Raw genomic sequence first — 18,476 nt, forward strand, 5'->3', positions numbered from 1 at the left:
ATTATCGGTCTATTCTATCGGTAGATTTTCTTTTGATCAGTATCGGATCTAATACGATCTGTTCGATGGCTTCATAAGGATTCTTTTGTTTGACCATCTTCAGAAAGAGTTTGGCGCATTCCTCGCCCATTTTGTTGGCCTGCTGATCGATACTGGACAGGGTCGGTGTGATGAAAGAGGAGAATGTCTGATTGGCAAAACCAATGACACCGGTCCCCGGGATATCAATATGGGCAGATTTGAGTGCCTGAATGATCCCTACTGCCGTAAAATCGTCCCCTCCAATAATAGCATCAGGTGGCAGGGCAGCCTGAAGGAGTTTTTCCGTGCCCTTGACACCAGCCTCAATGGAAAGGTCGCCCCGTACAATGAGATCATCCTGTAGCTGCATACCGGCGTCCTTTAAGGCGGCTTCAAAGCCCTTAAAACGATCCTGAAAAATGGAAATTTCCTTATTGGTGGTGATCAAACCAATGTTTTTATAACCTTGCTCAATAAGATGATTTGTTGCGAGGTATCCTGCCTGAAAATCATCCAATTTGACAACGGGGGCAACAATATCTTGATGGGTACGGTCGAAAACAATGAGACATTTACCCTGTTTGATAACCTCCTGAAAATGATCGGTTTGTTGAGTTTCCAATGAAAGAGATACGATAATGCCATCTACCTGAGCCTCCAATAGGGTTTTTACACCATTTACTTCATCCGTAAAGGATTCATTGGATTGGTACAGCAGCAGGCTATAATTGTGTTTTTTGAGTTCTTTTTCAATACTGTGAACGGCTTCAGCAAAAAAGTGGATTTGCATGGTCGGAACGATCACTCCGATGGTATTGGATCTGCCCGAAGAAAGTGAGGATGCAATTTTGTTGACACTATAGTTCAATTCCTTGGCTTTTTCCAAAACTAATTTGCGCGTACCCTCGCTAATGGTGGGTACATTGTTCAACGCACGTGAGACGGTGGAGACTGTAACTCCAAGCGCACGGGCTATATCGTATATGGTGGTTTTTTTGTTCACGCTCCAAATTAAATAATTTTATTTAATATTTTGAAAATTCAGAAACATATCCTACTTTTATGCAACCGGTTGCAATTTTGTTGTCGAAAGGGGCAGGAGTTGTTTCGGTTATTATTTTTGTATAACCAGTTACAATAATTTACCATGTATTTTTTAGGTATAGATGTAGGTACTTCTTCAGTCAAGGTTTCCATTGTCGAGGCTTCTTCGCAACGTAAGGTCTGTTCAGTACAATATCCTGCTGTAGAGGCACCGATCATTTCGCTTCAGGCCAATTGGGCGGAGCAGGACCCGCTGGATTGGTGGGCCTATTTTAAGCAGGCATTATTAAAGGCCAATGCGCTGGGACTGTATGATCCAAAGGCGATCAAGGCCATCGGGATCGCTTATCAGATGCACGGGCTGGTGGTGGTGGACCAGGCGCAACAGGTACTCCGCAATGCCATTATCTGGTGCGACAGCCGGGCGGTTGAGCTGGGAAATACTGCTTTTGAAGAAATGGGGCGGTCCTTTAATCTGACCCATCACCTGAATTCACCGGGAAACTTCACTGCTTCTAAACTGGCCTGGGTGAAAGCGAATGAGCCTGAGGTCTATCAAAAGATTGATAAGATCATGTTGCCGGGGGATTTTATAGCCATGAAACTTTCAGGGCAGATAACGACATCCATATCTGCTTTGTCGGAGGGTATTTTTTGGGATTTTCAGGAGAATGAGCTGTCTCGGTCGGTCATGGACTACTATGGTTTTGACCACAGCCTGATTCCAGCTGTTCAGCCTGTTTTTTCGGAACACGGAAAGATTCTGCCAGCAGTGGCTGATGAGCTGGGCCTGTCCAGACAGGTGACCATCAACTATAAGGCTGGAGACCAGCCCAACAATGCGCTTTCCCTGAATGTGCTCGAACCTGGCGAGGTTGCTGCCACGGCGGGTACCTCAGGGGTGATCTATGGAGTCAGCGATCAGCTCATTGCTGATCGGGAATCGCGGGTCAATACTTTTGCTCACGTCAACTATGGGGAGCATGCTGTTCGGACGGGTGTGCTGCTCTGTATCAATGGTACGGGGATCATGAATAGCTGGGGCCGAAAACTGGTGGGGGCTGATCTTTCTTATGAGCAGATCAACAGTAGGGCTGCCGAATCCCCGATAGGGAGCCGGGGACTACAGGTTATCCCTTTTGGAAATGGGGCCGAGCGTATGCTGAATAATCAATCGGTGGGTGCATCGATGACGGGGATTGATTTAAACCGGCATCAGGTGAGCGATATTTTGCGCGCGATACAGGAGGGGATTGCTTATGCTTTTCGCTATGGCCTGGATATTATGCGTGAAAATGGTCTGTTTCCGCAAATGATCCGTGCTGGGCATGCCAATCTCTTCTTGAGTGCGGTATTCCGTGAATCTTTTGTGGGGGTGACCGACGTTCCTGTAGAGATCTTCGATCATGACGGCAGTGTTGGGGCGGCCTTGGGGGCTGGGATCGGGAGCGGTTATTACAGGGATTTCAAAGAAGCTTTCCATACGCTTAAACCGGTTTATACGGTGCAGCCGAATGATGTGGATCAGCATGAAGAAAATTATCAACAGTGGAAGGAAACTTTAAATGCAATAATCAATATAAAATAAGATGAATATTATCAAAGGACAGAAAGAATTTTTTAAAGGAATTGAACAGATACAATTCGAAGGAAAAGAGAGCAAAAACCCAATGGCTTTTCGTTATTACAATCCCAAACAGCTTGTTGCCGGGAAGACCATGGAAGAATATTTTAAGTTTGCCTGTGCTTACTGGCATTCTTTTAATGGTGATGGTTCGGATCCCTTTGGAGGCCCTACGCATCAGTTTCCTTGGGATGAGAGCAGCGATGCGATGACAAGAGCAAAGGATAAGATGGATGCGGCTTTTGAATTTATCAGCAAGATGAATATTCCATACTATTGTTTTCATGATGTGGACTTGGTGGATTACACGGACAATGTGCTGGAAAATGAAAAAAGACTGGCTACCATCGTGGATTATGCCAAAGAGAAGCAGCAGGCCAGTGGTATCAAGCTTCTTTGGGGGACAGCCAATCTGTTTAGCCATAAGCGTTATATGAACGGTGCTGCTACGAATCCGGATTTTCAGGTGCTGGCACATGGGGCTGCACAGGTCAAAGCGGCATTGGATGCGACCATCGCGCTGGGAGGTGAAAATTATGTGTTCTGGGGTGGCAGGGAAGGTTACATGAGCTTGCTGAATACCAATATGAAACGCGAGCAGGAGCATCTTGCTCAGTTTTTACATATGGCCAAAGATTATGCGCGCAAAAATGGCTTTAAAGGTACTTTCTTTATCGAGCCCAAACCTTGTGAACCGACCAAACATCAGTATGATTATGATGCTGCCACTGTATTGGGCTTCTTAAGACAATACGACCTTTTGGATGATTTCAAGCTGAACCTGGAAGTAAACCATGCTACCTTGGCCGGACATACTTTTCAGCATGAGCTACAGGTCGCCATCGACGCGGGAAAACTAGGTTCTATCGATGCAAACCGTGGCGATTATCAGAACGGATGGGACACGGATCAATTTCCAAATGATATCAATGAGCTGACCGAAGCAATGCTGATCATTTTGGAAGGTGGCGGATTTCAGGGCGGAGGGGTTAACTTCGATGCCAAAATCCGTAGAAATTCAACGGATGCTGAAGATTTGTTCTATGCTCATATCGGTGGTATGGATCTTTTTGCCCGGGCACTGATCACGGCCGAACGTATACTGGAAGATTCCGAATATCGTAAAATAAGGGCAGATCGCTATGCTTCTTTTGACAGCGGGCATGGGGCTTCTTTTGAAAAACGGGCGTTGACCTTGGAGGGCTTAAGGGATTTAGCCGTGGAATTTGGCGAGCCGCAGACCATTAGTGGCAAACAGGAGTATTTAGAAAATTTGATCAACAGATATATATAGTTTTGTAAAATATTTCTATATTAGGCGATCAAATTAAACCAATGACCAACACATGAATAATTATTTAAGCACAAAAGATTACATCGTTTTCCTGATATACTTTGTCATTGTAGCAGGCTATGGATTATGGGTGTATTACCGGAAAAAGTCGGAGTCGGTAGGTTCCAAAGATTATTTCCTTGCGGAAGGGTCTTTAACCTGGTGGGCTATCGGGGCTTCGCTCATTGCGTCCAACATTTCTGCCGAGCAATTTATCGGTATGAGTGGTTCGGGCTTCAAGATGGGGCTTGCCATTGCGACTTATGAGTGGATGGCGGCAATTACACTGATTGTGGTTGCGGTATTTTTCATACCCGTCTATCTCAAGAACAAGATCTTTACGATGCCACAATTTCTGCACAAGCGCTATAATGGTACGGTTGCAATGATCATGGCTGTATTCTGGTTGCTTTTATATGTCGTGGTCAACCTGACATCCATTCTTTACCTGGGCGCGATTGCCGTGAGCAGTATCTCGGGGATCAGCCTGGAAGCCTGTATGTATGCGATTGCTATCTTTGCTGTGATCATTACCCTGGGCGGGATGAAGGTCATTGGTTATACTGATATTATTCAGGTTTTCTTTTTGGTATTGGGTGGCCTGGCGACGACTTACCTGGCGCTGAACCTGGTGTCTGAGCACTATGGTGGCTCGGGGATATTACAGGGCTATCACCTGATGACGGAGAAAGCTTCGGATCACTTTCATATGATCCTGGACCGCAAAAATGAAAATTACCTGGATCTGCCTGGTCTGACAGTGCTGATCGGTGGTATGTGGATTGTCAATCTGAATTATTGGGGCTGTAATCAGTACATTACGCAAAGAGCCTTGGGAGCTGATCTGAAGACTGCCCGTAACGGGATCTTATTTGCTGCATTCCTGAAGTTATTGATGCCGATTATTGTGGTGTTGCCTGGAATTGCGGCATATGTGATGTGGAAAGATGGTCTGTTTCAAAATGAAATGATGCAGCATGGTGAAGTCAACCCTGATCACGCCTATCCGGTCTTGTTAAACTTATTGCCTGCCGGGCTGAAAGGACTTTCCTTTGCGGCATTGACTGCAGCAGTGGTAGCTTCATTGGCTGGTAAGGCAAACAGTATTGCAACAATCTTTTCACTGGATATCTATAAAAAGGTATTCAATACGGAAGCATCGGACAAAAAACTGGTCAATATCGGAAAGATCACTGTCATTGTGGCGATGATCTTGGCCGTCATCATTGCTCCACATCTGGGGATTGACAAAAAAGGAGGCTTCCAATATATCCAGGAGTATACCGGATTTGTGTCACCAGGTATTTTCGCCATGTTTATCTTAGGTTTTTTCTGGAAAAAAACAACTTCCAATGCTGCGCTTTTCGCAACAATTGGTGGGTTCATACTCTCGATTATTTTCAAAAAACTACCTGACTGGACAGATCTTTCTTTCTTGGCATCTACCGGTTTCTCGATTCCGAATCCAACGACAGGGATTTATGAGATTCCATTTTTGGATCGCATGGGTTTTGTTTTTGTGATCTGTATCGTTGGAATGCTGATCATCAGCCTGATCGACAACAAACGTGGTGTAGTGCCTCAAGGTCTGGAGGTTGATACAACGATGTTTAAAACACATAAGGCCTTTTTGGTGGGTGCATTGCTTGTGGCTTTATTGGTCACAGCGCTGTATTCGATTTATTGGTAATTTAACGACCGCCAAAAAGCCATCAGAAAAGCTCCTGTCATTCATTTTGATAGGAGCTTTTCTTTCATTATCCTGTCCTGTTTTTATTGATCATGGATAATCCTGAGCTGCTGTTCGCTGTGTAAAATGGTTATACCCAGTGTAAATCTTAAAAAATACCTATATTGTCTGATGAAAAAAACGTGCTGTGGTCATCCAGCCTACTGGCTGTGTCTAGCCTGCCCTGCCTGATTTTTATCATGCAGTTGGGGAGGTATCATGAAGCAGGCATCGCTGATGATGAAAGACTGAGCGTATCAATCCTAATTTATAATCTATATTGAACCCATAACGAGTTACAGATGAAAAGAAGATACTTGTCCTTATTGCCTACTGTTGCGGTTGTGCTGGCCGCATTTGTACCTATGCAGGGGAAGGCGCAACGTACCCAAAAACCTCCTTTGCATGGAAAACATTGGATGGCTATTACCGGCAAACCTTTGGCGGCAACCGCCGGGGCGCAGCTGTTCCAGCAAGGCGGAAATGCCGTGGATGCGGCATGTGCCATGCTTGCGGCCACTTGTACCATGTGGGATGTATTGAGCTGGGGCGGTGAGACACAGGCTTTAATCTATCATCCGAAGCTGAAGAAAGTGATCGCCATTAATGCCTTGGGTGTAGCTCCAACGGGTGCGACGGTGGATTTCTTTCGATCAAAAGGGTATGAATTTCCGCCAGAATATGGTCCTCTTGCCGCTGTGACTCCGGGTACTCCTGGCGGATTATGTCATATGCTGGCCAATTATGGTACCAAGAGTTTGGCAGAGGTACTGGCTCCGGCAATGGAAATGGCTGCAGGGTATCCCATTGATGCACAGACGGCCAACAGTATCGAACGGGGCAAAGATCGCATCAAAGAATGGCCATACAGCAAAAAAGTATTTTTGGTCCATGAAGGAAAAGAACGGGAAGCGCCTGAGGCGGGTGAACTGTTTGTTCAGAAAGATCTCCTTCAGACTTTAACGAAGCTTGTCGAAGCTGAAAAGGAGGCCATCACGGCAGGGAAAGATCGAAAATCAGCCATCATGGCTGCCTATGACCGTTTTTATAAAGGTGATATTGCCGATGAATTTGTCCGGGGCAGTAGCGAACAGGGGGGCTTGATCACAAAAGAGGACCTGGCCAACTGGAAGCCTATAGAGGAAGAACCTTTGCATGTCAACTATAAGGGAATTGATGTCTATAAACTGCAGGAATGGACCCAGGGGCCAGCGATGTTGCAGAGCCTGCAGTTGTTGAAAAATTTTGATCTCAAGGCCATGGGCTACAATTCTGCGCCTTATATCCATACCTTATATCAAGTGATGAACCTCGCCTTTGCCGATAGGGATTTTTATTATGGCGATCCTTATACAGAGCACAGGGCTCCTATTCAGGGCTTGTTAAGTGATGCATATGCAAAGGCAAGGGCAGCAATGATTGACCCGCAGCACAATAATCCGGCGGTATCTCCGGGTGATCCTTATCCATATGAAGGCAAAAAAAATCCGTATAAGGCTTTGTTGCAACAGCGCAGTCAGCAATTTGCACCCAATAGTGAGCAGAAAAAGGATTTTGTTCCCAAGCATGATGTGAGTGCCATGTCTGCACCATCTGCAGGATCAGCAGCAGCTCCCTTGGCCTCTTTGCCAACGGATAGTATTTATATGGATCGTCTGCTGCGTGGTACGACAACGGTGGAAGCTGCAGATGCTGAGGGCTGGGTCGTGTCGATCACCCCCAGCGGCGGTTGGCTGCCGGCATGTATCGCAGGAAATACGGGTGTGGGAATGAGCCAGCGCATACAAAGTTTTGTGCTGGATTCCTTGATCAATCCATTTAATGTTATAGCACCGGGCAAACGGCCAAGGGTGACGCTTACTCCTTCCTTGGCCTTAAAGGGAGATAAACCTTATCTTTCTTTTGCTGTGCAGGGGGGGGATACACAGGACCAGAACCTCTTGCAGTTCTTTTTGAATATGGTGGAATTTGATATGACACCACAGCAGGCCAGTGAGGCCCCAAATATCAATAGCAACCAGCTTTGGCTGTCTTTGGGCGGGACGAAGGTCGATGACCGAAAACCACGGTCAGGAAGCTTGCTGCTGGATAAGCGCACGACAGAAGCAACCATCAAACAGCTCAAAAAGATGGGGTATAGTATACAGTTGGGCGAACGTACCAGCGGTCCCATCAATGCGATCTATTTTGATCAGAACCATGGTACACTTTGGGGAGGGAGCAGCAATAATGGTGAAGATTATGGTATTGGATGGTAGGTTTTGTTATCTCCCCGCTATTTGGTATCTTACGTACTGATCAAAAAGGAGCTATATGGTTATGGAGGTTGGTGTCAGTAAATATTCTTTTGTCTTTCAACCTGATGCGGCAGGCATAGATTTGGTGGCAGGCTATAAGCAACGCTTAAGAACAGCCCTGGCGGAGCGCTTTCCCGATAAGAGCAAAGGCTGGTACCACAGCTGCAATTCCAAAGCGCATGTGACCATATGTGCCTTTGGGGCGAACGAGGAGAAACTGGCACTGGCGATGGTCGAGCTGCAGAAAGCACTCTGTTATGAGCATAGTCAATATGTTTATTTTGATCATTTTGCGGCTTTTGCCGGCGGGGCATTTTATATTGCGCCCACGGTGCATGCCCGAAGCTACCTCAGGGACCGGGCCCGCAAAGTAATCCGGGCATTGGATCGGTTTGACCTGATGGAAATCAGTGATGAGCCGCATATTTCTATCGGACGCCGGCTAGAACCAGAGAAAATTGCCGTGGCAGATGAGGTCCTGCGCACGGTGGACCTGAGCTTTATGTGCTCGGGTGTACATGTACGCCGATTTAATGCTGATCTGGGGCAATATGAAGTGATAGATTTTGTCAAATTCGGCAATCAATCCAAAGAAAATATAGGTCAGCTATCATTTAAATTCTAATTATATGTCCGTTTAATTGTCTAATCGTGTAAAGCTTTTTATCTTTAACCCAGCAATAGAAGATATTGTCCTTACAGTTAGCTATGCATCACGACGACTCCCATCATAAATCATTATCGGATATCCATGAAAGTGTGGATGTCAATCAAGGAAAATCCAAGTTCAAAAAAGTACTCAGTTTTTTTGGTCCCGCTTATTTGATCAGTGTGGGATATATGGATCCGGGCAACTGGGCCACCGATCTTGCTGGCGGGAGCCAGTTTGGTTATGCGCTGATCTGGGTGTTGTTAATGAGCAATATCATGGCGCTGTTGCTGCAGAACCTATGTGCACGACTGGGAATCGTACGGGGTAAGGACCTGGCGCAATGTAATCGTGAGACCTATCCCAAACGGATGAATTTTGTGCTGTATGTGCTGGCAGAGATTGCAATTGCTGCCTGTGATCTTGCTGAGGTGCTGGGGATGGCGATCGGGCTCAACCTGCTTTTTGGTATCGATCTGCTCTGGGGGGTATTGATCAGCTTTGCGGATACTTTTTTATTGCTTTATCTCCAAAAGTTGGGGATGCGCAAAATGGAACTCTTTATCATCGGTCTGATATCGATGATCGGTATGTGCTTTATGGTGGAGATGTTTTTGGCGAAACCGGATTTTGCGGAAGTGGCAACGGGATTTATACCGAGTATTCCGAATAGTGCGGCGCTTTATATTGCCATTGGTATTATCGGAGCCACGGTCATGCCACACAATCTGTACTTACATTCCGCACTTGTGCAAACACGGAAAATTGACCGGAATGAACTGTCTATCCGGAAATCGCTGAAATATAATTTTTGGGATAGTGCCATAGCCTTGAATTTGGCCTTTTTGGTCAATGCGGCCATCTTGATCCTTGCAGCATCAGTCTTTCACAAGAATGGCATGCATGATGTGGCCGAACTGGAAGATGCGTATCATTTATTGGGCAATCTTTTAGGTACGGAATGGGCTTCGAAGCTGTTTGCTGTGGCCTTAATTTTGGCTGGACAAAGTTCCACGGTAACGGGTACGCTCGCCGGGCAGATTGTGATGGAGGGATATCTCCGTCTACGCATTAGCCCGACACTGCGCCGGATCATTACCCGGTTGCTGGCGATCATACCTGCGGTATTGGTGATCCTGATTTCTGGGGAAGGAAGGGTAGGGCAGTTACTGATTTTTAGTCAAGTGATCCTGAGCATGCAACTGGCATTTGCGGTGATCCCGCTGATACATTTTGTGAGCGACCGGTCTAAAATGGGAACGTTCGCCATTAATCCCCTGACGAAGATTTTTGCCTGGATGATTGCCGCAATAATTGCGGTGTTAAATTTCAAGCTGGTGTATGATGAGGTTGTCGGCTGGATCAGTGAGGCAAACAATCCGCTTGTCACCGTGTTTCTTATTGTGGGGGCTTTAGGTCTATTTTGCCTACTGGTGATGACCGTGATCTATCCTATTTTACGTAAATCAAAACCTATTGAATTGGAAGTACACCCACCATTTGAAGCTTTACATTTTGAAGATAAGGGATCTTTCAAGAAGGTCGTGATTGCGCTGGATTTCTCCAATTCTGACCAAAAGGTGATCCAATATGCTTTGCAGCTATCCCATGCTGACACGACATTTGTGGTGGTTCATATTGTGGAAAGTGCATCGGTGAAGTATACGGGCGAGTCTACGGATGATTTTGAGTCCCGCCAAGATTTGGAACGATTGAAACTATATGCCGACTTTTTGTTGTCAAAGGGGCACCAGACGGAGTATGAACTGGGGTATAACAATCGGATCAAGAGTATTGCGGCACTGTGTGAGAAATACCGGGCGGATCTGCTGGTGGTCGGAAGCCATGGACATACCGGGGTGAAAGACTTTGTCTTTGGTGAGACGGTCAACAAGTTGCGCCATGCGGTAAAAGTTCCTGTGTTTATCGCGCAATAGTCGTTTAGATGCTGTTGGACAGCACAACTGTTGATACACTGTAATTTTATTCAGGAAAAAGTGCGGCAAGGGTCGGTAAATTCTAAATAATTCTTATTTTTGCGTCATCAAATCAAGATATGAGCGACGCTATTAAACACGAGTGCGGAATCGCACTAATTCGCCTGTTAAAACCCTTATCTTATTATCAGGAAAAATATGGTACGCCATTCTATGGCATCAACAAAATGTACCTATTGATGGAAAAACAGCACAACCGTGGACAAGACGGGGCTGGGATTGCAACCATCAAATTTGATGTTAAACCTGGAAATCGTTACATTTCGCGTTACAGAGCCATGGGCTCTTCTGCTGTTGCAGACATCTTCGAGTATGTACAGAAAAAATTTGCTTCTGTGCAGAAGGCTTTTCCAGAGGAATCAAAAGATACACAATGGTTAAAAGATCATGTAAGTTTTACCGGTGAAGTACTTTTAGGACATTTGCGTTATGGAACGCATGGAAAAAACAGTATCGAAAGCTGTCACCCCTTTTTAAGACAAAACAACTGGATGTCCCGTAATCTGGTTGTAGCGGGTAACTTCAACATGACCAATGTCGATGAGTTGTTGCAGCAATTGTACGAGCTGGGCCAACATCCAAAAGAAAAAGCGGATACCGTGACAGTTTTGGAAAAAATCGGGCACTTCCTGGATGACGAAAATCAGGAGCTCTTCGACCAGTTCAAAAAAGAAGGTCATTCCAATATCGAGATCAGTTCCTTGATCGCCAAGAATATTGATGTCGCCAAGATATTAAAGCGTTCGGCCAAAACTTGGGATGGTGGTTATACCATAGCAGGGATCTTTGGTCATGGTGACGCTTTCGTGATGCGTGATCCAGCTGGTATCCGTCCGGCGTTCTATTATCAAGATGATGAAATTTTGGTTGTCGCCTCGGAAAGACCAGTGATCCAAACGGCATTCAATGTGCCTATCGGTGCGGTTAAAGAAATCAAGCCAGGGCATGCATTGATCGCTAAGAAGGACGGTACGGTATCACAGGAAATGTTTAGACAACCTGTTGAGCAACGTTCTTGTTCATTTGAGCGTATTTACTTTTCCCGGGGATCCGATGCTGATATTTATAAAGAGCGTAAAGAATTAGGTAGATTATTGGTGCCTCAGGTACTGGAATCTGTCAAAAGCAATATTAAAAATACGGTATTCTCATTCATCCCGAATACAGCCGAGGTTTCTTACTATGGTTTAATGGATGGGATCAACACCTATGTACGGGATTTTCAGAAAGAGACGCTTTTGAACCGTTCGGAAAAAATTTCGGACGAGGAGCTTGATGAGATTCTGAGCATCAAACCTCGATTTGAAAAACTCAATGTAAAGGATGCTAAATTGCGTACTTTCATTACACAGGATGCTGACCGCACAGACATGGTACAACATGTTTACGATACCACTTATGGCATCGTTCAGGATCATGAAGATACCATTGTGGCCATCGATGATTCTATTGTCAGGGGAACGACATTAAAACAGAGTATTTTGACGATCTTGGATCGTTTAAACCCGAAGAAAATCGTGATCGTTTCCTCAGCACCTCAAATTCGTTACCCGGATTGTTATGGTATCGATATGTCGCGCATGGGTGAGTTTGTCGCTTTTGAAGCTGCAATCAATTTATTGAAGCAACGTGGCATGGCGCATATTATTGACGAGGTCTACCAAAGATGTGTGTTGTCAATGACGCAGGATGTCAATGAGATTGAAAACTATGTTAAGGCAATCTATGCACCGTTTACAGATGAGGAAATATCGGCCGAAATCGGACGTATTGTAAAACCACATCATCTAAAAGCAGAGCTTGAGGTTGTTTACCAGACATTGGACAATTTGCATCAGGCTTGTCCTGCGCATACCGGTGATTGGTATTTCTCAGGCGATTATCCTACTCCAGGCGGTAATAAGGTCGTTAATAAGGCCTATATGAACTGGATTGAAGGTAAAAATGTACGTGCTTATTTTAGTAGTTAGGACAAAGATCATTATAGAGAACAAGGGATGCATACCATATGCATCCCTTTTTTTATGTCAAGATAGGTCCGTCAAGGAGAAGGAACATGCCATATCGATCCTCATACTATAACCCTGCGATGATGGGTTTTAATCGAAAGATTCAATAGAAAATATCAATTCTTTCCGTACATTTAGCAGAGCGTGAAAGAGTTGACGGGTGGCTACAGCAGAAAGCCGCAAAATCGCTGCTAATCGTTATATACATGAAACATATTTTTAAGAGCCTTTATTTTCAAGTTATACTTGGGATATTAATCGGTATTTTCTGTGGTTTTTATTTTCCGGATTTTGCGGTTAAATTGAAGCCTCTGGGGGATGCTTTTATCAAGCTGATCAAGATGGTCATTGCACCATTGATCTTTAGTTCAATTGTGATCGGTATCGCCGGCATGCAGGATGTAAAAAAAGTGGGAAAGATTGGGCTGAGTTCCATTATCTATTTTGAGGTCATGACGACCATTGCCTTGATCATCGGTCTGATCTTTGTCAATGTGATTCAACCGGGTACGGGTATGAATGCTGATCCTGCAGATCTGGATATAACTTCGGTATCACATTATATTGCAGAGTCAAAGGAGCCACATAGTTTTATGGATTTTGTCCTGGGTATTATTCCGGAGAACGTGATTGCTTCGGTCGCTTCTGATAATCTCCTGCAGGTATTGGTATTTGCGGTGCTCTTTGGAATCGGCATGACCAAAATTGGCCGCAAAGCTTCAGAACCTGTTATCAATGTCCTGCAATCTTTTCTAAAAGTACTTTTTTCCATCATTAAGATGATCATGTACCTGGCCCCTATTGGTGCCATGGGTGCCATGGGTTTTACCATAGGAGCATTTGGGATCAAGGCCTTGACCAAGTTAGGCATGTTGATGTTGAGCTTCTACCTGACCTGTTTTATCTTTATCGTTATCATTATCGGCGCGGTATTACACTTCTATGTAAAGGTTAATATTTTTAAATTTCTGAAGTATATCAAAGGTGAAATTTTGATTGTATTGGGAACTTCCTCTTCAGAGTCGGCATTACCAGGTATTATGCAGAAAATGGAAGATGCGGGTTGTGCCAAATCAGTCGTTGGCCTCGTGATTCCGACCGGATACTCCTTTAATCTTGATGGAACGAGTATTTATCTGACGATGGCGGCGGTATTTATTTCACAGGCACTCAACATGCACCTGAGCCTGGAGCAGGAAATTACGCTCCTGTTGGTTTTGTTGTTGACTTCAAAGGGGGCTGCTGGTGTGACGGGGAGTGGCTTTGTGACGCTGGCTGCAACGCTACCTGTCGTGGGGCATGTGCCGGTAGAGTCTGTAGCTTTAGTTTTTGGTGTTGACCGTTTTATGAGCGAGGCCCGTGCGATCACCAATTTGATCGGAAATTCCGCAGCTACGCTGGTGATCTCAAAATATGAGGATAGCCTTGATGAAGAACGACTTCATGAGAAGCTCGGTTAGTATGCCCTATCGCTGATAAAGCCTATAGCACATTGGTACCCCGCGAGGGGAGGTATAAAAAAAGGAGGTTTTAAACCTCCTTTTTATCGTTTTCAATCCCTTTGGTCAGGTCCAGGGCGCCACTTACCTTTTCTTGTAGGAGCGCTAATTTGATGACCTGGGACATTTCAGTTACGTAGTGGAACTGCATATCTTTGATATAGTCTTCTTTGATTTCCAGGATATCTTTCTCGTTGGATTTGCAAAGGATGATATCTTTGATGTTGGCCCGTTTTGCAGCAAGAATTTTCTCCTTGATCCCACCCACAGGCAATACTTTGCCGCGAAGGGTGATCTCACCGGTCATCGCCAGTTTTTCTTTCACTTTACGTTGTGTAAATAAAGAAGTCAGGGCGGTCAGCATGGTGACACCTGCTGAAGGTCCGTCTTTTGGAATGGCTCCTGCCGGTATGTGGATATGGATGTCCCAATGGTCAAATACCCTATAGTCGATATCAAAATCCGCAGCATGGGCTTTTAGATAGGCCAATGCAATAGAAGCTGATTCTTTCATGACATCCCCAAGGTTCCCGGTTAGGCTCAGGCGGCCTTTGCCCGGACTTAAAGATGATTCAATAAATAGGATGTCACCACCAACGGAAGTCCAAGCCAAGCCTGTAACCACACCGGCGACATTATTGTTTTCGTAGATATCTTTATCGAAGATCGGTGCCCCGAGTATATCCAGGATATCCTGTTCGTTGATACTGGGATTGTAGTCTTTTTCCATGACGATGCGTGTGGCGATGCCACGGACGACGGAGCCGATTTTCTTTTCCAATCCCCGTACACCAGACTCACGGGTATAATCTTCGATGACCTTTTCAATGATCTTACTTTTCAGTGAAATGGCCTTGGCAGTCATGCCGTGCATTTCCCGCTGTTTGGGAAGCAGATGTTTTTTGGCGATCTCGATCTTCTCTTCAATGGTATAACCATTGACTTCGATGATTTCCATTCTGTCCAGCAAAGCCGGCTGAATGGAGCTTAAGGAGTTGGCCGTTGCGATAAACATGACTTTAGAAAGGTCAAATTCCATTTCCACATAATGGTCATAAAAATGCGTGTTTTGCTCTGGATCCAATACCTCTAGCAAAGCGGAAGATGGATCACCTTTGAAGTCAGCACTCATTTTGTCGATCTCATCCAGGATAAAGACGGGATTGGCGGTGCCAGCTTTTTTCAGCGATTGGATGATACGACCGGGCATTGCTCCGATATAGGTTTTGCGATGGCCCCTGATTTCGGCTTCATCACGCACGCCACCCAAGGCCATACGGGTATACTTACGCCCCAAAGCCTTGGCGATAGACCTTCCCAAGGAAGTTTTACCTACCCCTGGGGGACCTACTAAACAGAGGATGGGAGCCTTCATATCATTCTTTAATTTTAATACCGCAAGGTATTCAATGATACGTTTTTTAACTTTCTCCAATCCATAGTGATCTTTATCCAGCACTTTTTGTGCTTTATTTAAGTCAAAATTATCTTTGGTTGTCTCATTCCAGGGTAGATCGAGCAGGAGTTCCAAATAATTGAGCTGTACAGAATAATCAGCGGCAGCGGGATTGATGCGGGAAAGTTTTTCAAGTTCTTTATTGAAATGCTTTTCTACCTCAGTGGTCCATTTTTTTGTTTTACCCCGTTTTTTGAGCTCTTCCAGTTCAAGGTCAGGCGTATTTCCGCCGAGTTCCTCCTGGATGGTTTTCAACTGTTGGTTCAGGAAATAATCCCGTTGCTGCTTATCGAGGTCAACGCGTACTTTATTTTGGATCTGATGTTTCAATTCCAGCATCTGGATTTCAGTGGTCAATAATTCCAATAAAAGTTTGGCCCGGTTTTCAACCTTAGGGATTTGGAGCAGTTCCTGTTTCTTGACCATTTCGACGTTGATATTTGACGAAATGAAATTGATCAGAAAGGATGGGCTTTCAATATTTTTAATGGCAATACCAGCCTCACTAGGCAGGTTTGGCGATAGTTGAATAATTTGCAGGGCCATTTCTTTCAAGGTTGAAATTGTAGCCTTGAAATGCTTGGTCATTTTGGGTTTAGCTTCGTTGAACTTCTCCACACGCGCCTTGAGATAAGGGTCGGTCTCTACAATTTCCAGTAGGTTAAAACGCTGTTTTCCTTGAATGATAACCGTGGTATTTCCATCTGGCATTTGGAGGACCTTGATAATGTGGGCTACCGTACCAACTTTATTCAGTTCTTCAAATCCGGGATCCTCTACGGTCATGTCCTTTTGTGACACCACCCCAATGGTCTTGTTCCCTTTATAGGCTTCTTTGACCAGCTTAATGGATTTGTCCCTGCCCACAGTGATGGGGATGACGACACCTGGGAATAATACGGTATTGCGTAAAGGCAAAATAGATAATGCTTCTGGAATTTCAGCATTGGCCATATCGTCTTCATCCTGTTGTGTCAATAAGGGAAAGAATTCTGTATCTTCTGCAACGATTGGAATTGCCTGACTGAAATCAAAAGTTTCGAATTTGCTCATAGTATATATTTTGTGTATTTGTCAGTCGCTGACATGTTGACCGCAGACTTTCAAATTTTAAGCTTCAAATGTTGTTTCCTGTATATTGCAAGGGAAATGCCAATTGCCTAAAAGGTAGCAAAAATACGAATCTATTTTCTAGAATATGAAAAAAAGGCAGGTTAAATAAAATTTATCTGCCATTTGTTGGATAAATAGGCATAATAATTGTAATATTGGATTGTGAAAGATTGAGCCATAACAGATTCTTACAATTAATAGAAGGAGTGGATGATCTTCAACAAGTAATAACGATCATAAAAGTAAATTGAAAAAAAAACGTAACTATTTAGATATGAACTTAAAATCATTTAAATTGGGTTTGTTTACAGGAGTTTTTGCTTTAATGGCTTTAAATGCCAGTGCACAACAACCAAAACAGGCTGAGCAGCATAGCAACGCTAATGTGAGAATGGGGCAAAAAGCTCTTTTGGATGGTGACTTTAAGAACGCAGAGTCATACTTGACAAAAGCTCTACCTCAAGAAGGAAAAGATCCAGATGTATTATATATGTTGGGGTATTCCCAATTTCAAAATGGCGATTATAAAAAATCAGCTGAAACATTTGGAAAGGTTGTCGCTTTAAATGGTAAAAATGCAAATGCTTTGTATTTCAAAGGGAAAGCAACAAATAACCTTGCTGTTCAAGCCAATAAAATCTCCGTTGCAAATAAAGAGCAATTATTGCGTGTAGCAATCGAAGACTATTCGAAAGCAATCGCGATCACGCCGAATGACGCTAAATTTTATCAAAATAGAGCTATTGCAAACCGTGATTTGGGTATTTTGATCGGAACAGCAGGTACGCCTAACTATAACAAAGCCATGGCTACAGATGCTTATAATAATGCCATTAAGGATTATGAAAAAGTATTAAGTTTTGATGCTTCTAAAAAAGATATCCAAACAGAGATCAAAAAAGCTAAGGTATATAGAGACAACTTGAAATAGTTGCCACTATAGCCTAAAGAAAGGGGAAATTCACATGAATTTCCCTTTTTTTGTTGCCTTGGATACCCGGCAGATTTTGATTTGATCGGATAGCGGATCTCCTTGGACAAAATCAAAACTAAAATTGCGGCAATATTGTTCTTTAATTGTACTAAAACAGGTTACTAATATGGAAACAAATCGATTGTCCAAAGAAATGCAGGATATTTTAATAAGTCAAATGACTAAGGAGGCCGAAGCAGCACAGATTTACCTGGCTTTGGGTGTATGGGCCGAAGATCAGGGATATAGTGGGATCGCAAATTTTCTGTATCGGCATGCACAAGAGGAAAGGAACCATATGACCAAGATCATGGGCTATATTTTAGAGCGGGGAGGACGTCCAAGAATACAAGCAATTTCAGCTCCGCCCACTGACCCACAGACGCTGACAGAATGTTTTAATCGCGTCTTCAAGCATGAAGTAGATAATACGGAAGCCATTTATCAGATTGTCAATTTGGCTATGGAACAAAAAGACTGGGCTACATGGAACTTTGCGCAATGGTTTGTCAAGGAGCAGATCGAAGAAGAAAAACTTGCGCTGGAACTGATCGACAAATTGAAGATTGCTGGTGGTGATCGTGCTTCGGACGAATCACTATTTGCGTTGGATTCATCGCTTGAAGCCATGCCGGATGAAGTCGTGCTGGCCCGTGAGTCTACGGCTGAAGACCCAAAATAAAGTCATAAAAAAAATCGCCCAATTAATTGGGCGATTTTTTTTATGATTTG

The 18,476-nt window shown here is 44.2% G+C and carries 12 protein-coding genes; 10 read left to right on the forward strand and 2 right to left on the reverse strand.

The annotated features are described in order from the left end of the window. Position 1 precedes the first annotated feature (1 nt). Entirely contained in the window at positions 2-1,024 is a 1,023-nt protein-coding gene (locus tag HX021_RS18080; RefSeq protein WP_286591951.1) for a LacI family DNA-binding transcriptional regulator, read from the reverse strand. 144 nt (positions 1,025-1,168) lie between these two features. Here HX021_RS18080 and HX021_RS18085 point away from each other — a divergent pair, with 144 nt between their 5' ends. The 8 genes from HX021_RS18085 to dctA all read left to right on the forward strand — a co-directional run bounded on the left by HX021_RS18085 (position 1,169) and on the right by dctA (position 14,163). Next, entirely contained in the window at positions 1,169-2,653 is a 1,485-nt protein-coding gene (locus tag HX021_RS18085; RefSeq protein WP_286591953.1) for a xylulokinase, read from the forward strand. Position 2,654: 1 nt separating this feature from the next. Beyond that, positions 2,655-3,983, forward strand: coding sequence for a xylose isomerase (xylA, locus tag HX021_RS18090; RefSeq protein ID WP_286591954.1), 1,329 nt, complete (start codon positions 2,655-2,657; stop codon positions 3,981-3,983). A gap of 52 nt (positions 3,984-4,035) precedes the next feature. Continuing rightward, a complete protein-coding gene (locus HX021_RS18095; RefSeq protein WP_286591955.1) occupies positions 4,036-5,712 on the forward strand; it encodes a sodium/sugar symporter in 1,677 nt (558 codons plus the stop codon). A 341-nt stretch (positions 5,713-6,053) separates the two neighbouring features. Next, positions 6,054-8,009: a gamma-glutamyltransferase family protein gene (locus HX021_RS18100; protein WP_286591956.1), complete on the forward strand. Its 1,956-nt coding sequence runs from the start codon at positions 6,054-6,056 to the stop codon at positions 8,007-8,009. A gap of 55 nt (positions 8,010-8,064) precedes the next feature. Then, positions 8,065-8,673, forward strand: coding sequence for a 2'-5' RNA ligase family protein (locus HX021_RS18105; protein WP_286591957.1), 609 nt, complete (start codon positions 8,065-8,067; stop codon positions 8,671-8,673). An 83-nt stretch (positions 8,674-8,756) separates the two neighbouring features. Continuing rightward, positions 8,757-10,634 carry an Nramp family divalent metal transporter gene (locus HX021_RS18110; protein WP_286591958.1) on the forward strand — a complete coding sequence of 626 codons (1,878 nt, stop codon included), beginning with the start codon at positions 8,757-8,759 and terminating at the stop codon, positions 10,632-10,634. Between the two features lie 119 nt (positions 10,635-10,753). Continuing rightward, positions 10,754-12,664: an amidophosphoribosyltransferase gene (locus HX021_RS18115; RefSeq protein ID WP_286591959.1), complete on the forward strand. Its 1,911-nt coding sequence runs from the start codon at positions 10,754-10,756 to the stop codon at positions 12,662-12,664. Between the two features lie 245 nt (positions 12,665-12,909). Continuing rightward, on the forward strand, positions 12,910-14,163 hold the full coding sequence (gene dctA / locus HX021_RS18120; RefSeq protein WP_286591960.1) for a C4-dicarboxylate transporter DctA: 1,254 nt from the start codon (positions 12,910-12,912) through the stop codon (positions 14,161-14,163). 70 nt (positions 14,164-14,233) lie between these two features. On the opposite strand, the gene lon is transcribed toward dctA, so the two are convergent. After that, the gene (gene lon / locus HX021_RS18125) at positions 14,234-16,711 is read right to left on the reverse strand and encodes an endopeptidase La (RefSeq protein ID WP_286591961.1); all 2,478 of its coding nucleotides are present in this window, start codon (positions 16,709-16,711) and stop codon (positions 14,234-14,236) included. Between the two features lie 307 nt (positions 16,712-17,018). Here lon and HX021_RS18130 point away from each other — a divergent pair, with 307 nt between their 5' ends. Further along, positions 17,019-17,702 carry a tetratricopeptide repeat protein gene (locus HX021_RS18130; protein ID WP_286591962.1) on the forward strand — a complete coding sequence of 228 codons (684 nt, stop codon included), beginning with the start codon at positions 17,019-17,021 and terminating at the stop codon, positions 17,700-17,702. A gap of 169 nt (positions 17,703-17,871) precedes the next feature. Then, positions 17,872-18,426, forward strand: coding sequence for a ferritin (locus HX021_RS18135; RefSeq protein ID WP_286591963.1), 555 nt, complete (start codon positions 17,872-17,874; stop codon positions 18,424-18,426). Positions 18,427-18,476 lie beyond the last annotated feature (50 nt).

The organism is Sphingobacterium sp. N143, from assembly GCF_030325625.1.
Taxonomy (GTDB): Bacteria; Bacteroidota; Bacteroidia; order Sphingobacteriales; family Sphingobacteriaceae; genus Sphingobacterium.